13 protein-coding genes are annotated in these 18,533 nt (G+C 65.9%); 1 reads left to right on the top strand and 12 read right to left on the bottom strand.

Going from position 1 to position 18,533, the window contains the following annotated elements:
- Nucleotide 1: 1 nt before the first annotated feature.
- The 11 genes from A5779_RS24430 to A5779_RS24480 all read right to left on the bottom strand — a co-directional run bounded on the left by A5779_RS24430 (nucleotide 2) and on the right by A5779_RS24480 (nucleotide 17,223).
- Nucleotides 2–916, bottom strand: a complete 915-nt coding sequence (locus A5779_RS24430) for a crotonase/enoyl-CoA hydratase family protein (RefSeq protein WP_064886320.1) — start codon at nucleotides 914–916, stop codon at nucleotides 2–4.
- Nucleotides 913–2,541, bottom strand: a complete 1,629-nt coding sequence (locus A5779_RS24435) for an acyl-CoA dehydrogenase family protein (RefSeq protein WP_064886321.1) — start codon at nucleotides 2,539–2,541, stop codon at nucleotides 913–915. The genes A5779_RS24430 and A5779_RS24435 overlap by 4 nt, the downstream gene beginning before the upstream one ends.
- Nucleotides 2,542–2,843: 302 nt before the next feature.
- Nucleotides 2,844–3,968 carry a phosphatase PAP2 family protein gene (locus A5779_RS24440; RefSeq protein WP_064886322.1) on the bottom strand — a complete coding sequence of 375 codons (1,125 nt, stop codon included), beginning with the start codon at nucleotides 3,966–3,968 and terminating at the stop codon, nucleotides 2,844–2,846.
- Nucleotides 3,969–4,033: 65 nt separating this feature from the next.
- Nucleotides 4,034–4,786 (bottom strand): deoxyribonuclease IV, encoded by a 753-nt coding sequence (locus tag A5779_RS24445; RefSeq protein WP_064886323.1) that lies wholly within the window; start codon nucleotides 4,784–4,786, stop codon nucleotides 4,034–4,036.
- Between the two features lie 287 nt (nucleotides 4,787–5,073).
- Nucleotides 5,074–9,027: a DNA-directed RNA polymerase subunit beta' gene (locus tag A5779_RS24450; protein ID WP_064886324.1), complete on the bottom strand. Its 3,954-nt coding sequence runs from the start codon at nucleotides 9,025–9,027 to the stop codon at nucleotides 5,074–5,076.
- Between the two features lie 36 nt (nucleotides 9,028–9,063).
- Entirely contained in the window at nucleotides 9,064–12,573 is a 3,510-nt protein-coding gene (rpoB, locus tag A5779_RS24455) for a DNA-directed RNA polymerase subunit beta (protein WP_064886325.1), read from the bottom strand.
- 413 nt (nucleotides 12,574–12,986) lie between these two features.
- Nucleotides 12,987–14,084, bottom strand: coding sequence for a hypothetical protein (locus tag A5779_RS24460; protein WP_064886326.1), 1,098 nt, complete (start codon nucleotides 14,082–14,084; stop codon nucleotides 12,987–12,989).
- A 66-nt stretch (nucleotides 14,085–14,150) separates the two neighbouring features.
- Entirely contained in the window at nucleotides 14,151–15,236 is a 1,086-nt protein-coding gene (locus A5779_RS24465) for an ABC transporter ATP-binding protein (protein WP_064886327.1), read from the bottom strand.
- A 202-nt stretch (nucleotides 15,237–15,438) separates the two neighbouring features.
- Nucleotides 15,439–15,825, bottom strand: a complete 387-nt coding sequence (gene rplL / locus A5779_RS24470) for a 50S ribosomal protein L7/L12 (RefSeq protein ID WP_064886328.1) — start codon at nucleotides 15,823–15,825, stop codon at nucleotides 15,439–15,441.
- 76 nt (nucleotides 15,826–15,901) lie between these two features.
- Nucleotides 15,902–16,429: a 50S ribosomal protein L10 gene (rplJ, locus tag A5779_RS24475; RefSeq protein ID WP_064886329.1), complete on the bottom strand. Its 528-nt coding sequence runs from the start codon at nucleotides 16,427–16,429 to the stop codon at nucleotides 15,902–15,904.
- A gap of 341 nt (nucleotides 16,430–16,770) precedes the next feature.
- Nucleotides 16,771–17,223 (bottom strand): anthrone oxygenase family protein, encoded by a 453-nt coding sequence (locus tag A5779_RS24480; protein WP_064886330.1) that lies wholly within the window; start codon nucleotides 17,221–17,223, stop codon nucleotides 16,771–16,773.
- 75 nt (nucleotides 17,224–17,298) lie between these two features.
- On the opposite strand from A5779_RS24480, the gene A5779_RS24485 reads away from it, so the two are divergent.
- Nucleotides 17,299–17,733, top strand: a complete 435-nt coding sequence (locus tag A5779_RS24485) for a winged helix-turn-helix transcriptional regulator (protein ID WP_064886331.1) — start codon at nucleotides 17,299–17,301, stop codon at nucleotides 17,731–17,733.
- Here A5779_RS24485 and A5779_RS24490 read toward each other — a convergent pair.
- Nucleotides 17,634–18,530, bottom strand: a complete 897-nt coding sequence (locus A5779_RS24490; protein ID WP_064886332.1) for an ROK family protein — start codon at nucleotides 18,528–18,530, stop codon at nucleotides 17,634–17,636. The genes A5779_RS24485 and A5779_RS24490 overlap by 100 nt on opposite strands.
- Between the last annotated feature and the right edge of the window lie 3 nt (nucleotides 18,531–18,533).

Consider the following 18,533-nt stretch of genomic DNA (forward strand, 5'->3'; position numbering starts at 1 on the left):
CTCAGACCCCGGAAGACCTGCGCCCGTAGTCACCCATCGGTTCGTCGCGATGGCGCACCGCCTCACGGAAGCCGTGTTCGACGGCGTCGGCCACGAAGGCGTGTCCTTCGGGAGTGTGCCGGGCGATGCCGTCGAACACCGTACTGACCATCCGACTGGTGGCAACACCCTGCTGCAGCAAGGCGGAGTTGCAGGCCAGCTTGGCCATGATGAGCTGGTTGACGGGCATCGCGGCGATGCGCGCGACGAGACGCTCGGTGCGCTCGTCCAGATCCTCGGGCTCAGGCGCCTCCACGGCCAGACCCCATTCGGCGGCCTGCGCGCCGGTGATGCAATCCCCGGTGAACAGAAGGCGTTTGGCGCGTTGATCCCCCAGTCGGTGCGCCCACAGGCCGGCGGCCGGAACGCCCCATACCCGCATGGGCGGATAGCCGATCTTGGCGTCGGCGGCGGCGATCACCTGGTCAGCGTGCAACGCGATGTCGGTACCGCCGGCCACGCAGTAGCCGTGGATCTTGACCACGGTCGGCTTGTCGGCATGCATCAGGCTGGAGAATCCACGCACGAACCGGCTCATCATCTGGTAGTCGACCATCGGGTCCCAGGGTTGGTCCGGGAGGTGGTTGATGGCCTGGGTTCTGCCGGACAGCACGGTTCCGTCGTAACGGCCACCCCCGGCCTCGCCGGTTCCATCGGCGTAGGCCGACAGGTCGAACCCGGCGCAGAACCCCTCGCCGCGGCCCGACACCAGGATGACGTGGACGTTCGGGTCCAGGTCAGCCCGCTCGACCAGCATCTGCAGTTCCAGCGGGGTGTCGGCGACGATCGAGTTGCCTTTTTCGGGGCGGTTGAACGTGATTCGTGCGATCCGGTCGGTGACCTCGTAGGTCATCGTCTTGAGCGTCTCGACGCTCATCCCTTGACCAGCGCCCGCTCGAGGATCGGGGCGAGGTCGAGCCCGGTCGGCAGCGTGCCGAAGGCCTGACCCCATTGCCCACCGAGCCGGCTGGCCAGGAAAGCCTCGGCCACCGCGGGGTGGCCGTGCCGCACCAGCAGCGCGCCCTGCAGTGCGAGTGAAATGTCCTCGGCCACCTTGCGGCCCCGGTACTGGATGGTCTCGAGATCCGCGAGGTCGTTCTGCAACGACGTGACGTGACGGTCCAGGCGCGGATCCTGACCGGCGGTCTTGGACAGTTCGTCGAACAGCACCGCGACACTCTCCGGCCGGGTTGCCATGGCGCGCAAAGTGTCCAGCGCGCTGACATTGCCCGAGCCTTCCCAGATGCCCATCAGCGGAGCCTCGCGGTAAAGCCGCGGCATACCGGATTCCTCCACATAACCGTTGCCACCGAGGCATTCCATCGCCTCGGCGGCGTGCGGGGTGGCCCGCTTGCACACCCAGTACTTGCCCGCCGCCAGACCGATGCGGCGCAGCAGCGCTTCACGCTCGTCACCGCGCACCGCCTTGTCGGTGGCGCCGGCCATCCGCATCGCCAGCATGGTTGCCGCCTCGGCCTCTACGGCCAGGTCCGCGAGGACGTTGCGCATCAGCGGCTGATCGATCAGGTAGGCGCCGAATGCCTTCCGGTGCTGGGCGTGGTGCACGGCCCGGGTCAGGCCGGTGCGCATGCTGGTGGCACTACCAAGGGTGCAGTCCAGACGCGTGAGGTTGACCATCTCGATGATGGTCGGCACGCCGCGGCCCTCCTCACCAACCAACCAGGCCGTGGCACCGTCGTACTCGACCTCACTGGAGGCGTTGGCATGATTGCCGAGCTTGTCCTTGAGGCGCTGCAGGAACATCCGGTTGCGGCTGCCGTCGGGCAGGATGCGCGGCAGGAAGAAACAGCTCAGGCCGCCCGGGGCCTGAGCGAGCACGAGGAAGATGTCTCCCATCGGGGCCGAGGTGAACCATTTGTGCCCGCGCAGCGAGTAGGTGCCGTCACCGTTCGGTGTGGCCTCGGTGGTGCCGGCGCGAACGTCGGAGCCGCCCTGCTTCTCGGTCATCGACATGCCCGCGGTGATACCGGCTTTCGTCGTCGCGAGCTTCAGTTCGGGGTCGTACACCCGGCTGGTCAGCAGCGGCTCGTAGACCGCGGCCAGCTCGGGGTTGAACCGCAGCGCGGGCACGACGGCGTAGGTCATCGAGATCGGGCAGACGTGCCCGGGCTCGACCGTCCACACCGAGGTCTTCGCGGCCCGCACCACGTGCGAGCCCTCCCGCTCATCGGCCCACGGGGCTCCGTGCAGGCCATGGGTGACGGCCACGTTCATCAGCTCGTGATAGGCCGGGTCGTATTCGACCTCGTCGATCCGGTTGCCGTAGCGGTCGTGGGTGTGCAGCACCGGCTGGTTGCGGTCGGCGAGTTCACCCCAGCGCTGCGCCTGGACGCTGCCGTTGATCGCACCCAGTTCGTGGACCTCGTCGATCCCCCACTCCCCGCCTTCGCGGATGAGGGCCTCGGCGAGCACCGGTGAGGTGGCGGGGTTGTAGTCCTCCAGCGTGGGGACCTGATTGGTGACGACATGCGTATCAGCCATGCACCCAGTGTTACAAATTCTCGACAACTGCACAATAGTTGTAATACGCGCGCTGGGTCAGCTGTACCCGGGCCAAGCGCCCGCTGTCACGCTGGAGTGGCTCTCGACTCCGGGTGCCACCCCAGCGTGACGCTCGACGATTGGGCTCTAGTGCCGGGCCCGAGCGCGTCACGCCAGCGTGGCGCTCGCGGTCGACGACCACGCTGGCGTGACAGAACGGGCCTGACAGAACGGGCGTGACAATCGCGTCAGAAGTGGCGTGGCAACAGGGTCACCCCGGCCGGTCGCCCTTGGTCGGCGAATCAGGCCGGGTCGAGTTCTCCGACGATGGTCGGTACGTCCTCGTTGTCGCGGGGTTGTTCGTCGCGCTCCGCCGAGCCTGCAGACCGCCGCGTTTCGTACCGATTGAGCGCGAACAACACCACGGCCGCCAAGGTCCAGCCGAGCAGGATGTCGACCACGTAGTGCTCGGCGGTGTAGACGAGTGTGAAGGCCATGATGAGCGGATAGGCCACCAACAACGGCCGCCATCCGCGGTTCACCCGGTTCCACAGGAACACCGCTACCGCCGCGGTCAGGCCGGCGTGCAGGGACGGGATGGCCGCGACCAGGTTCACGCTGGCCTGGCCCTGGTCGATCAATGCCGTCGCGGTGTGCAGGTGGAGCTTGCCCCAACCGCGGGTGACGATCCGTTCGATCCAGTCGTGCGCACCGTCCTGACTGCCCTGCATGGCGCCGAGCAGGCCTCCGTCGACGGCTTCGCGCGCCGATCGGAACATGCACCCCGGACCCGACGGGCCGCCGTCGACGTCGTCGGCGGTGCATCTCGCCGCGGCCCACGGCGGCGCGGCAGGCAACAGCGCATAGATGACCAGCGCCGCGAACGACAGTCCGACGAACAACCGCACGAACCGCTTCCACTCCTCGCGGTCACGCAGCCACAGCACACCCGCCACGACGTAGGGAAGGATGAAAAAAGACATGTACACCGTGCTGATCACGACTTCCCACCACGGCGGGTGGAGCAGTTTCAGCCGCTCCTGCAGCCACACCGTGGGCACCGTGCCGAAGAACATCCACCGATCCGCGTCGACCTGCCAGTGCCACAGCGTCGGCCGGCCGACCAGGGTGGCAGCGCCCCGGCTCAGGTCGTAAGCGGCCAGCACCAGTGCGAATGGCAGCCAGTCGCGGATGACGTAGAGCATCCGGCGGCCCTGCCCGATACTCGCGGCCAGCAGACCGGTCGCGATGTAGAGCAGCAACAATTCCCGGTTGAAGGCGAAGCCGTCGGTGACGGTGCGGTAGATGACCACAGCCGCCCACCCGGCGATCGCGCAGTACCGCAGTATGCGCAGCCGACTGGCACGGTTGGTCGCGCCTGATTGCGCGGGAGCTTCTTCGGTTACCGAATCATCTACCGCGGTCACAGAGGTGACGTTAGTTCACCTTTGCGTCACGGTGCCGTTGAAAACTGTTCAAGTTGCCGAACGTGTCAGCCGGCGTGCTCGCGGAGAAACGCGATGTCGTCCTTGCGTCCCTCTTCTGCGGTCTCACAGATCACGGGCGCATCGGCCGCATTGACCACCGCCGCCAGCAACTGCGGATCGATCTGCCCGGCACCGAAATTGGCATGACGGTCGGCGCCCGAGCCGGCCGCATCGCGCGAGTCATTGCAGTGCACGAGGTCGATGCGTCCGGTGATGCCCTTGATCCGGTCTACCGCGTCGATCAGCGCCTCCCCCGCCGCCCACGCATGGCAGGTGTCGAGACAGAAGCCAATTCCTTTGTCCCCGATGCGATCCCACAACCGGCTGATCGTGTCGAAATGCCGCGCCATGGCGTGATCCCCGCCTGCGGTGTTCTCCAGGTACACCGGCACGTCGGTGTTCAGATAGTCCAGCGCCTTGGCCCATCGCTCGAACCCGGCGTCCATGTCGTTGTCGTCAGCGTGGCCGCCGTGCACGATCACCGCGGTCGCGCCGATCTCGGCGGCGGCGTCGCACGTGTCCTGCAGGATCTTGCGGGACGGGATCCGCACCCGGTTGTTGGCCGAGGCCACGTTGATCAGGTACGGCGCATGCACGTACAACGGCACCGCCGAGGCCTTGAGCACCTCGGCGTCCTCGCGGGGCTTGGGTTTTTTCCAGCTCTGCGGGTTGCCGAGGAAGAACTGCACCACGTCGGCGCCGTCTGCGGCGGCCGCGGCCAATGGATCGGTGTTGTCTACATGCGAGCCGATGAGCACGCCGCCAAGTCTAGGCGGGCTCGGTGACAGTCCCGCTTTGTCACGCTGGAGTGGCCGTCACGCTCGAGTGTCACGCTGGAGCGGCAAGCCCAGACCGCCGGACCGCGCCCACTTCTCGAGCGTCACGCTGGAGTGGCGGTCGAAGTCGGGAGCCACTCTGGCGTGACAAAGCGGGCGACAAAAGCAGGCGACAAAGCGGGCGACAAAAGCGGCGCGGCAGCGGGCGCACCCACCGCGCCCACCGCACGAAAAAACCCCCGCCGAAGCGGGGGCTCTTCCGTGAACTACTAGCGGTAGTCCGAGTATCCGTAGTCGTCCAGCGGCACCGCAGCACCGGTGGCCGCGCCGAAGTCCGGGCTGTAGTACTGATCCTCGTAGGACGGGATCGTGTACGCCGCAGCGCGGGCCTCTTCGGTCGGCTGCACCTGGATGTCGCGGTAACGGGCGATACCGGTACCGGCCGGGATCAACTTACCGATGATCACGTTCTCCTTCAGACCCTGCAGCTTGTCGCTGCGGCAGTTGATCGCCGCATCGGTAAGCACGCGAGTGGTCTCCTGGAACGACGCCGCCGACAGCCACGAATCGGTGGCCAGCGATGCCTTGGTGATACCCATCAGCACCGGACGTCCGGCCGCGGGCTCGCCGCCCTCGGCCACGACGCGACGGTTCGCGGTCTCGAACTCGGCACGCTCGGTCAGCGAACCGGGCAGGAACTCCGTCGCACCCGAATCGATGATCGTGACGCGACGCAGCATCTGCCGGACGATGACCTCGATGTGCTTGTCGTGGATCGACACGCCCTGGGCCCGGTAGACCTCCTGGACCTCCTTGACGAGGTGGATCTGCACCTCGCGGGGGCCCTGGACACGCAGCACCTCGTGCGGATCGGCGGAGCCTTCCATCAGCTGGTCGCCGACCTCGACGTGGTCACCGTCGGACAGCACGCCTTCGGAGCCGTCCTCGTGGGTGAGCACACGCAGCCGCTGGCGCTTGGAGAGCTTCTCGTAGACAACTTCCTCGCCACCGTCGTCAGGAACGATGGTGATCTTGAAGAACTTGTCGCTCTCCTCCAGCCGGACCCGGCCCGCGACGTCGGCGATGGGCGCCTTGTTCCGCGGAATACGGGCCTCGAACAGCTCCTGCACGCGAGGCAGACCACCGACGATGTCGGCGCCACCGGTAACACCACCCTGGTGGAAGGTACGCATGGTCAGCTGGGTACCGGGCTCACCGATGGACTGGGCGGCGACGATGCCGACGGCCTCGCCGATGTCGACCAGCTTGCCGGTGGCCATCGAGCGGCCGTAGCACTTGGCACACACGCCGGAAGCCGAGGCGCAGGTCAGCACGGAGCGGACCTTCACCTGGGCGACACCGGCAGCCAGCAGCGCGTCGATGGCCGGGTCACCCAGGTCATGGCCGCGCTCGATGACGACGTTGCCCTTGTCATCGACTGCATCGGTGGCCAGGGTGCGGGCGAACGCCGAGGTCTCGACGTGCGCATCGCGGATCAGCGAACCATCGGGACCGCGCTCGGCCAGCGTGACGACGATGCCGCGCTCGGTCTCGCAGTCGGTCTCGCGGACGATGACGTCCTGCGACACGTCCACCAGACGACGGGTCAGGTAACCCGAGTCGGCGGTACGCAGAGCGGTGTCGGCCAGACCCTTACGGGCACCGTGGGTGTTGATGAAGTACTCCAACACCGTCAAGCCTTCGCGGAACGAGGACTTGATCGGGCGAGGGATGAACTCACCCTTCGGGTTGGTCACCAGACCCTTCATGCCGGCCAGGGTGCGGGTCTGGGTGAGGTTACCCGTGGCGCCCGACTTCACGATCGTGATGATCGGGTTGTCCGCCGGGTAGTACTCCTCCATCGCCTTACCGACCTCTTCGGTGGCGTCCTGCCAGATCTTGACCAACGACTCGTTGCGCTCGTTGTGGTTCAGCGCGCCGCGCTGGTACTTGCGCTCGATCGCCTCGGCCTCGGCCTCGTGCCGCTCCAGGATCTCCTGCTTCTGCGGCGGCACCAGAACGTCGGCCATCGAGACCGTGACACCCGAACGGGTGGCCCAGTGGAAGCCGGCGTCCTTGAGCTTGTCGACGGTCTGCGCCACCACGATCATCGGGAAGCGCTCGGCCAGATCGTTGATGATCCGGGCCTGGACCTTCTTGTGCATCTGCTCGTTGACGAACGGGTAGCTCTTGGGCAGCAGCTCGTTGAAGAGCACCCGGCCCAGCGTGGTCTCCGCGGTCCAGGCGTCGCCCGGCTTCCAGCCGTTCTCGAACAGCTCGGCTTCGACGGCGGCCGGCGGACGCTGCTGCGTCAACCGCACCTTGATCTTGGCGCGCACCGACAGAGCACCGCGGTCCAGCGCCATGATCGCCTCGGCGGGCGAGCTGTACACGCCCTGCTCCGCACGATCCTTGGCGGCGGCCACGTACTCGCCGGGGTCGCCGGCGACCTCGGTGGTCAGGAAGTACAGACCGGTCACCATGTCCAGACGCGGCATGGCCAGCGGCTTACCCGACGCCGGGGACAGGATGTTGTTCGAGGACAGCATCAGGATGCGGGCCTCGGCCTGAGCCTCTGCCGACAGCGGCAGGTGCACGGCCATCTGGTCACCGTCGAAGTCGGCGTTGAACGCCTCACACACCAGCGGGTGCAGCTGGATGGCCTTGCCTTCGACCAGCTGCGGCTCGAAGGCCTGGATACCCAGGCGGTGCAGCGTAGGTGCACGGTTCAGCAACACTGGGTGCTCGGCGATGACCTCTTCGAGGACATCCCACACCTGGGGACGCTGACGTTCCACCATGCGCTTGGCGCTCTTGATGTTCTGCGCGTGGTTCAGGTCGACCAGACGCTTCATCACAAACGGCTTGAACAGCTCCAGGGCCATCAGCTTGGGCAGACCGCACTGGTGCAGCTTGAGCTGCGGGCCGACCACGATGACCGAACGGCCCGAGTAGTCGACGCGCTTACCCAGCAGGTTCTGACGGAAGCGACCCTGCTTGCCCTTGAGCAGATCGGACAGCGACTTGAGCGGACGGTTGCCCGGTCCGGTGACCGGCCGGCCACGACGGCCGTTGTCGAACAGCGCGTCCACCGACTCCTGAAGCATGCGCTTCTCGTTGTTGACGATGATCTCGGGCGCGCCGAGGTCGATCAGTCGCTTGAGCCGGTTGTTGCGGTTGATCACGCGGCGGTACAGGTCGTTCAGGTCGGAGGTGGCGAAACGGCCACCGTCGAGCTGAACCATCGGACGCAGCTCCGGCGGGATCACCGGCACCGCGTCGAGCACCATGCCCAGCGGGGAGTTACCCGACTGCTGGAAGGCCGCAACGACCTTCAGGCGCTTGAGGGCGCGCAGCTTCTTCTGGCCCTTGCCGTTCTTGATGGTGTCGCGCAGCGACTCGGCCTCGGCCTCGATGTCGAAGGTCTCGATGAGCTTCTTGATCGACTCCGCGCCCATGGCACCGGTGAAGTACTCGCCGTAGCGGTCCTGCAGCTCGCGGTACAGAACTTCGTCCACGATGAGCTGCTTGGGGGCCAGCTTGGTGAAGGTGGTCCAGATCTCGTCGAGCCGGTCCAGCTCACGCTGGGCCCGGTCGCGGAGCTGACGCATCTCACGCTCGCCGCCGTCGCGCACCTTGCGGCGCACGTCGGACTTGGCACCCTCGGCCTCGAGCTCGGCCAGGTCGGCCTCGAGCTTCTGGGCCCGGGCCTCCAGGTCGGCGTCGCGCTGATCCTCGACGGCCTTGCGCTCGACGGCCATCTCGGCCTCGAGCGTCGACAGCTCGTTGTGGCGCATCTCGTCGTCGACCGCGGTGATCACGTAGGCCGCGAAGTAGATGATCTTTTCCAGATCCTTCGGGGCCAGGTCGAGCAGGTAGCCCAACCGGGACGGAACACCCTTGAAGTACCAGATGTGCGTGACGGGTGCGGCCAGCTCGATGTGGCCCATCCGCTCACGACGCACCTTGGCCCGGGTCACCTCGACGCCGCAGCGCTCACAGATGATGCCCTTGAACCGGACGCGCTTGTACTTACCGCAGTAGCACTCCCAGTCGCGAGTCGGTCCGAAGATCTTCTCGCAGAACAGGCCGTCCTTCTCAGGCTTCAGCGTGCGGTAGTTGATGGTCTCCGGCTTCTTGACCTCGCCGAAGGACCAGTTACGGATGTCGTCCGCAGTGGCGAGGCCGATGCGGAGTTCATCGAAGAAGTTGACGTCTAGCACGTAACTCCCTTTCCCCTTTCGGGACTAGAAAACAACTCAGGCGAGATCTTCGACAGAGGCGGACTCGTTGCGCGACAGGTTGATACCGAGGTTGGCAGCGGCACGCTCCAGGTCCTCGTCGTCACCGTCACGCATTTCGATCGCCGCGCCGTCGCTGGAGAGCACCTCAACGTTGAGGCACAGCGACTGCAGCTCCTTGAGAAGCACCTTGAACGACTCGGGGATACCGGGTTCAGGGATGTTCTCGCCCTTGACGATGGCCTCGTACACCTTCACGCGGCCGACCGTGTCGTCGGACTTGATGGTCAGCAGCTCCTGCAGGGTGTAGGCAGCGCCGTACGCCTGCATGGCCCAACATTCCATCTCACCGAATCGCTGACCACCGAACTGCGCCTTACCACCGAGCGGCTGCTGGGTGATCATCGAGTACGGGCCGGTGGAGCGGGCGTGAATCTTGTCGTCCACCAGGTGGTGCAGCTTGAGGATGTACATGTAGCCGACCGTCACCGGGTACGGGAACGGTTCGCCACTGCGGCCGTCGAACAACGTCGCCTTGCCGTCGGCATTCACCATGACGTCGCCGTCACGGTTGGGCAGCGTCGAGCCGAGCAGGCCGGCCAGTTCCTCTTCGCGGGCGCCGTCGAACACCGGGGTGCTGACGATGCTGTCGACCGGGGCCGAGTGCAGACCATCGGGCAGCCTGCTCGCCCACTCCGGCGTTCCCTCGGCCACATCGATGTTCCAGCCGGCCTTGGCCACCCACCCGAGGTGGGTTTCCAGGATCTGGCCGATGTTCATACGACGCGGCACACCGTGGGTGTTCAGGATGATGTCCACCGGGGTGCCGTCGGGCATGAACGGCATGTCCTCGACGGGCAGGATCTTGCCGATGACGCCCTTGTTGCCGTGGCGTCCGGCGAGCTTGTCGCCGTCGGAGATCTTGCGCTTCTGGGCCACGTAGACGCGGACCAGCTCGTTGACGCCGGCGGGCAGCTCGTCGTCGTCCTCGCGGGAGAACACGCGGATGCCGATGACCTTGCCGGACTCACCGTGGGGCACCTTCAGCGACGTGTCGCGAACCTCGCGGGCCTTCTCACCGAAGATGGCACGCAGCAGGCGCTCTTCCGGGGTCAGTTCGGTCTCACCCTTCGGGGTGACCTTGCCGACCAGGATGTCGCCGTCGCGGACCTCGGCGCCGATGCGGACGATGCCGCGCTCGTCGAGATCGGCCAGCACCTCATCGGAGACGTTCGGGATGTCCCGGGTGATCTCCTCGGCGCCCAGCTTGGTGTCGCGGGCATCGATCTCGTGCTCTTCGATGTGAATCGAGGTGAGCACGTCCTCTTCGACCAGACGGTTCGAGAGGATGATCGCGTCCTCGTAGTTGTGACCCTCCCACGGCATGATCGCCACGAGCAGGTTCTTGCCGAGGGCCATCTCACCGTTCTCGGTGCAGGGACCGTCGGCAACGACCTGGCCGGCCTCGACACGCTGCCCGGCGTCCACGATCGGACGCTGGTTGGCGCAGGTGCCGTGGTTGGACCGGGCGAACTTGCGCATCCGGTAGGTGTGCCGGGAACCGTCGTCGGCCATCACGGTGATGTAGTCGGCCGAGACCTCCTCGACGACGCCCGCCTTCTCCGAGACGATGACGTCGCCGGCGTCGATCGCGGCGCGCAGCTCCATACCGGTACCGACCAGCGGGGCCTCGCTGCGTACCAGCGGAACTGCCTGGCGCTGCATGTTGGCACCCATCAGGGCACGGTTGGCGTCGTCGTGCTCGAGGAACGGGATCATCGCGGTCGCGACAGACACCATCTGGCGCGGCGAGACGTCCATGTAGTCGACGTCGGACGGGGCCACGTTCTCGACCTCGCCACCCTTACGACGGACCATCACGCGGTCCTCGGTGAAGCGACCGTCGGTGTCGATCGGCGAGTTGGCCTGCGCCACGACGTGGCGGTCCTCCTCGTCGGCGGTCAGGTAGTCGATCTGGTCGGAGACCACACCGTCGTTGACCTTGCGGTAAGGCGTCTCGATGAAGCCGAACGGGTTGACCCGGGCGTACACCGACAGCGAGCCGATCAGACCGATGTTCGGACCCTCGGGGGTCTCGATCGGGCACATGCGGCCGTAGTGGCTGGAGTGCACGTCACGGACCTCAAGGCCGGCGCGCTCACGGGACAGACCGCCGGGGCCCAGCGCCGACAGGCGACGCTTGTGGGTCAGACCCGACAGCGGGTTGTTCTGGTCCATGAACTGCGACAGCTGCGACGTTCCGAAGAACTCCTTGATCGCCGCCACGACGGGACGGATGTTGATCAGGGTCTGCGGCGTGATCGCCTCGACGTCCTGAGTGGTCATGCGCTCACGCACGACACGCTCCATGCGGGACAGGCCGACCCGGATCTGGTTCTGGATCAGCTCACCCACGGTGCGCAGACGACGGTTGCCGAAGTGGTCGATGTCGTCGACCTCGACGGGAACCTCGACCCCACCGGGGACGGTCATCGAGGTCTGGCCCTCGTGCAGACGCACCAGGTACTCGATGGTGGCGACGACGTCTTCCTCGGTGAGGGTCGACGACGTGATCGGCTGGCCGGCGTTCAGGCCCAGCTTCTTGTTGACCTTGTAGCGACCGACGCGGGCCAGGTCGTAGCGCTTCTCCTTGAAGAACAGGTTCTCCAGCAGGGTCTGCGCGGACTCCTTGGTCGGCGGCTCGCCCGGACGCAGCTTCCGGTAGATGTCCAGCAGCGCCTCGTCGGGACCAGCGGTGCTGTCCTTCTCGAGGGTGCCCATCATGATCTCGGAGAAGCCGAAGCGCTCGGTGATCTGCTCGCTGGTCCAGCCCAGCGCCTTCAGCAGCACGGTGACCGGCTGACGACGCTTGCGGTCGATGCGGACGCCGACGGTGTCGCGCTTGTCGACGTCGAACTCCAGCCACGCACCGCGGCCCGGGATCACCTTGACGCTGTGCAGCGTCTTTTCGGTGGACTTGTCGATGCTCTCGTCGAAGTACACACCGGGAGAGCGCACGAGCTGGCTCACCACGACACGCTCGGTGCCGTTGATGATGAAGGTGCCCTTCTCGGTCATCATCGGGAAGTCACCCATGAAGACCGTCTGGCTCTTGATCTCACCGGTGTTGTTGTTGATGAACTCGGCCGTGACGAACAGCGGAGCCGCGTACGTCATGTCCTTGTCTTTGCACTCGTCGACCGGCGCCTTGACCTCGTCGAAGCGCGGGTCGGAGAAGCTCAGCGACATCGAGCCCGAGAAGTCCTCGATCGGCGAGAGCTCTTCGAGCACCTCTTCGAGACCACCCTTGGGGTCGGTCTCGCCGCGATCGACGGCCTTCTGGCGCCAGCCGTCCGCTCCGACGAGCCAGTCGAAGGAATCCGTCTGAACGTCGAGTAGCCCCGGAACCTCAAGCGGTTCGCGGAGCTTGGCAAATGAAACTCGGTTCGGTGCTCCTGGGACGGAGTTATTGGTGTTAGCGTTCGCTGTGCTCTGGCTAGAGACTGCCAAGATGCATCCTTCCAGCACCTCATGCGACTTTTGAAAGGGCCAGCAAGAGCCGTCCTTCTGGGCCGCGATTCTGCGTCGGTTCGGCTGGCTTTGGCCTGTCCAGAACCCCATACGCACGGCACAGGACTAGATACTGAGCAACGCTCAGGCTAGAACATTATGTGCAGATCAGGTGAGGGTGGGCAGGGTGCAGCCAGCGCAACGTCCAACGATAGCGCAAGACGGCGCATTCCTCAACCACCACACATCCACTGCATGAATTGGGTCACCCGGCGCTGGCTGGCGTCCACTAAACCCTTCACACATGCTGCCCAACAGATTGGCCTGTCCATGGCCTTCCGTCAAGAGGTGACGCGCGGTTTGATGCGCCCAACTCTGCCCCGGATCCGCAGCTCGCGCAACGGTTGAACCGGCGTTATCTTGTCCGCGGGTCACGCCGCGCCGAATTGCGCGAACAGCCCTGATGCGACATCCGCCGGAACCAACCGCTCCGGGATGACCAGACCTGTTCCCAAACCCCGCGCCGAGACGTGAAATACGTGGTCAGCGTGCCAGATTCGCTCGATACCCGCCAGCTTCAGGATCTGCAGATGGCCTCCTAGACGCACCCCGATCTGCTGCGGACCGAACTCGGCGGCGATCGGCGCTCCTGGCGGAACCAACTGACGGAATTTCGCCGGCGTGGCGAAGTACACCACGTACGTGAGCGCACCGACGGCCGCGATCAACAGCACAGCGGCGCGGAGCACCGAAGACGCGGTCAGCTCCCCGTCCTCGACGTACGAATAGCCGAGCACCGCCAGCGGTACCAGGATCGCGAGTGCGAGCGCCAACCGCGTCACGACACTGCGCTTGACCGCGGCGCCCAGTTGGCCGGCCAAACCGGTGTCGGCGATGTCCCTGGTGCGGGTCACCCCGTCGGGACCCGTCCACTGCCTCGCCCCCGACGTCGCCTCCGGATACGACGGAACCGTCCGGCGAGGCTCGTTGAAGGTGGACAGCAATGTGGCGGCGATGTCTGGCGGTACGAGTTCGTCGGGGATCAGCAGTTCGATGTCACCGACGCCCTGCACGACGAGGACCGAGTCAACACGCCGGACCTGAAGTACCTGGTCGAGGTAGAGCGCATTGAAGTGCTCCAACCAGCCGATTCCGATGGCCTCCGGCCTGAACTCGGCCCACACGGCGGTGCCGGCAGGCAGCTTGAGCGCCCAACTCCGGGGTCCTGCGAGAACGAGCACGCCGAACCCGAACACGGTAAAGATCCCGACACCCATGGCGACGGCGAACACCAGCCCGTACAGGAGATAAAGGAGGTTCTCGCCCGAGAACGGTATCTGGGCGGAAAGAACGAGAACGGCGGGGACGACCACGGTCACCAGGGCCAAAACGGCCCACAGCCGGCGTTTGGGCAGGTATTCGGCGCGCGCCAGCTGGTTGGTCATGCGCCGGTGCGCAACGCCGTGCGCCCGGGTGACGCCACCGCCCAATTCCTCGAATTGGGTGGGCTGACCCCGCTGCGCGTGCATTCGCCCCCTGCTCTCTCACGACACAAATCAGGCCGGACCCGATGGGTCCGGCCTGATTGTCGAAACTCAGCTCTGGTGAGGAACCTCGATGGCCCCGGTCGGGGCGTCGTCCTCGACCGGGCGCTGGTGGCGCGCGGTCGGCTCGTCGCCGAACTCGTGCACCGCGTACTTGTGGGTGCCCTCGAGGTCGTCGAGGATCGCGGCCTGCGCGGCCGGCGGCAGGGTGTGCAGGATCTCGCGCACCCGGGCCTGACGCCGAGCCACACCCTTACGCTCGGGCATGCCGGGAGTGGCCGACAGCTGCGGCGGCACGCCCTCGATCTCCTCGACACCGCCGTCGTGCTGGCCGGCGTCGAGCATGGCCTGCTCGGCGGCCGCGGTGGCCTCGTCCTTCTCCTCGGACATACCGATCGGGCCGATACGGCGACCGTTGAGGAACTGCTTGACGACGGGCTCTTCGCTGGTCAGCAGCACCTCGCGGGGGCCGAACATGACCAGCTGCTTACGGAAGAGCATGCCGATGTTGTCCGGCACGGTCCGGGCGATGTTGATGTTGTGCGTCACGATCAGCACCGTGGCGTCGATCTGCGCATTGATGTCGATCAACAGCTGGGACAGATACGCGGTACGCACCGGGTCCAGACCGGAGTCCGGCTCGTCGCACAGGATGATCTGCGGGTCGAGCACCAGGGCACGGGCCAGGCCGGCACGCTTGCGCATACCACCGGAGATCTCACCGGGGAACTTGTGCCCATCGTTGGGCATACCGACGAGCTCGAGCTTCTCCATCACGATGTTGCGGATTTCGCTCTCGCTCTTCTTCGTGTGCTCGCGCAACGGGAAGGCGGTGTTGTCGTAGATGTTCATCGAGCCGAACAGCGCGCCGTCCTGGAACAGCACACCGAACAGGGTGCGGATCTCGTAGAGCTCCTTGGCCGAGCACTCCAGGATGTTGGTGCCGTCGATGACGATCGAGCCACGCTCGGGGCGCAGCAGGCCGATCAGGGACTTCAGGAACACTGACTTGCCGGTACCCGACGGGCCCAGCAACACGCTGACCTCACCCTCGGGAATCGACATCGTGACGTCTTCCCAAATCTTTGACGATCCAAAAGATTTGCTCAGTCCCGTCACGTCGATTTGGACGCCCATCAAAGATCCTTCCGCCTACGGCTCACCCCGCCACCTGCTGCGCCTGTGGCTTGAGTCACCATAGCGCACGGTGCATCGCACACACATGGTTGTCTCCCAATATTCGGGAGTACCCGGGCTCCAAACGAACCAATCGTGATCATCCAAGCAAAGAACCCCCGAATCCGTCGGGATTCGGGGGTTCTTGCGGTCCGGGTTTGGACTACTTGACGCTGACGCTGGCGCCGGCGGCCTCGAGCTTGCTCTTGGCGTCCTCGGCGGCTTCCTTGGTGACCTTCTCCAGCAGCGGCTTGGGGGCGCTGTCGACCAGGTCCTTGGCTTCCTTCAGACCCAGGCCGGAGACGATCTCGCGGACGACCTTGATGACGCCGATCTTCTTGTCGCCGGCACCCTCGAGGATGACGTCGAACTCGGACTGCTCCTCGGCGGCCTCGGCGGCGGCCGGGGCGGCACCCGCGGCGGCAACGGCGACCGGGGCGGCAGCGGTGACCTCGAAGACCTCTTCGAACTGCTTCACGAACTCAGAGAGCTCCAGCAGGGTCATTTCCTTGAACGCGTCGAGCAGTTCGTCGGTGGACAGCTTGGCCATGTTTATGGTCCTTCCTGATTTTTCTTACAGATGTTGGGTGGTTTGTGCGGTTGCGATTGCTGAGCGGAAGCGGCTACTAGGCAGCGTCGCTGGCAGCCTTCTTCTCCTGCAGCGCCGCCGCGAGGCGGGCAACCTGAGAAGCGGGCGCGTTGAACAGGCCTGCGGCCTTGGACAGGTTGCCCTTCATGGCACCTGCCAGCTTGGCGAGCAGAACCTCGCGCGACTCGAGGTCGGCGATCTTCTCGACCTCGGCGACGGACAGCGCCTTGCCGTCCATGAAGCCGCCCTTGATGACGAGCGCCTTGTTGTCCTTGGCGAACTTCTTGATCGCCTTGGCGGCGTCAACGGGCTCACCCTGGACGAACGCGATCGCCGTGGGACCGGCGAACAGCTCGTCGAGACCTTCAATGCCGGCTTCGGAAGCGGCGCGCTTCACCAGAGTGTTCTTGGCGACGGTGTACGTGGCGGAGTCGCCGAGGGAACGACGCAGCTCAGCCAGGTTCGCCACAGTCAGCCCGCGGTACTCGGTGACGACGGTGGCCGTCGACGCCTTGAACTGCTCAGCAATGTCGGCAACCGCCGTGGCTTTGTCAGCCTTGGCCATGCATGCCTCCTTGTGGTGGGTATCGGGCGCTCCACCAACTTGGGGCCGTGAAATGACGAACGCCCCGACGCAGACAGGTCGGGGCGCAGAAATAACCAATACAAAACTGGTCTAGCCTCGTCCTCCTGCGTGGGCCGCCGGGACATTTCCCGGACCTTCAACCTATTGCTAGGTGACCGACGGTCTTCGGTGGAACCCGACCAGAGTAGCCGAACACTCACCAATCAGCCAAAACGCGCTCCCGTTTGCCCCTTCTGCACCGCAGAGCTGCACCGCGAGCGTGCGTGTCTGTCCCCCGACACGCCGTCATAAACCAGCAGTATGCGCGCGCTCGCCGCGCCTCAGCGCGCGCCGGCCAGCACCAGGCAGACGAATGCGGCGGCCACCAGTCCCACCCTCACCCAGTGCAGGCGGTCCCAGCGGCTGACCAGTTCATGGAACTGCCCGGGGTCCTCGCCACCGCCCCCATCACCGCCGGATCCCGCGGCGACGCGGTTGTTGATCGGCACCAGCGTGGTGAGGGTCAACAGGATGACCAGCGCCATCAGCACGACCGGCGTGATGAGCAGGGGCCCGGGGCGGAACACCGCGGCGGCGATCATCAGCGCCACCGCTGCCATGTACCAGAACGGCATCGCCGTCCCGAGAATCTTGGCACCGGTGCCGCGGGCCTGCCGGTAGGCGGCGTCAGGTAGGCGCTGAAGGATCGGGTTGGTGAAGGCGGCGACGCCGAACTCGACGCCGAGAAGCGGACCGGTGATGATCACCGCAAGGATCTGCACGATTTCTTCCATGTCATCCAGGCTGGTCAGTATGCTGACAAAAAACAAGGTACTGACAAATTAGTCAGCTTAGGAAGGGCCGGAACCGTGGCGGTTTCCAAGAAAGAGATCGGCGAGTGCCCGATCGACGCGACGTTGTCGGTCATCGACGGGCGCTGGAAGGGCACCATCCTGTGGCGGCTGGCCGACGGGCCGATGCGCACCGCCGAACTGCGCCGCAGCATTCCTGACATCACCGAGCGGATGCTCATCCGGCATCTGCACGATCTGGTCGACGCCGGGATCATCGAGCGCCACGACGCGGGCACGGTGCCGCCGTGCGTGCGCTATTCGATCTCCGAGTACGGCCAGACGCTGGCGCCGGTCCTCGGTGCGTTGTGCGACTGGGGCCGCACCCACATGGAGATCCAGAAGCAGAAGCGTCAGCCGCGTGCCAGCGCCGCCGCGCCGACCAGGCCGGCGTCACCGCCGAGTACGGCCGGGACCACCCGTAGCCCCCGCAAGAATTCCAGCCCGGCGTAGTCGGCCAGTGCCGCGCGCACGGGGTCGAACAACAACGCCCCGGATTTGGCCACTCCCCCGCCGATCACCACCAGGTCCAGGTCACACACCGCGCCCACCGAGGCGATCATCGCCGCCACCGCCCGCGCACCTCGATGAAAGGCCTTGAGGGCCAGCTCATCTCCTTGATTCGCCGCGTCACCGAGCGCCTTCGCGTCGGTACCGTCCCAGCCGTGCCGCCGCGCCCACCGCACCATGCTGGGTCCGGACGCGATGGTCTCGACGCAGCCGTGCCCACCGCACGTACACAGTTCACCGCCGTCGGGGGCGACGACGACGTGGCCGACGTGCCCGGCGTTGCCAGTGCGGCCGTCATACGGGGCGCCGTCGAGCACCAGACCGCCCCCGACCCCGGTCGAGACCACCATGCCGAGCAGGAACTGGGCGCCCCGCCCCGCGCCGCACCACTGCTCGCCGAGCGCCATGCATAGGCCGTCGCCGCCGAGCCGGACCGGCAGTCGGGTGGTGGCGGCGACGCGCTCGACTATCGGAAAGTGTTGCCACTCGGCGATATTGATCGGGCTGACCGTGCCGCCCGACAGGTCGATGGGACCGGCAGAGGCGATACCGACGGCAGCTGCGGCGCCGTCCGCCGTCTGCAAGGTCTCGGCGAGCAGCTTCTCGACGACGGCCCACACCGTCTCGGCATCACCGTCGGGGGTCGGCAGTTGCGCCCGATGCACCAGCTGTCCCTCGGCGTCGACCAGGGCGACGGCGATCTTGGTGCCGCCGATATCGAGCGCGAGGGTGAGGGTCACGTG

The sequence above is a fragment of the Mycolicibacterium peregrinum genome, from assembly GCF_001665625.1.
In the GTDB taxonomy this organism is placed as follows: domain Bacteria; phylum Actinomycetota; class Actinomycetes; order Mycobacteriales; family Mycobacteriaceae; genus Mycobacterium; species Mycobacterium peregrinum_B.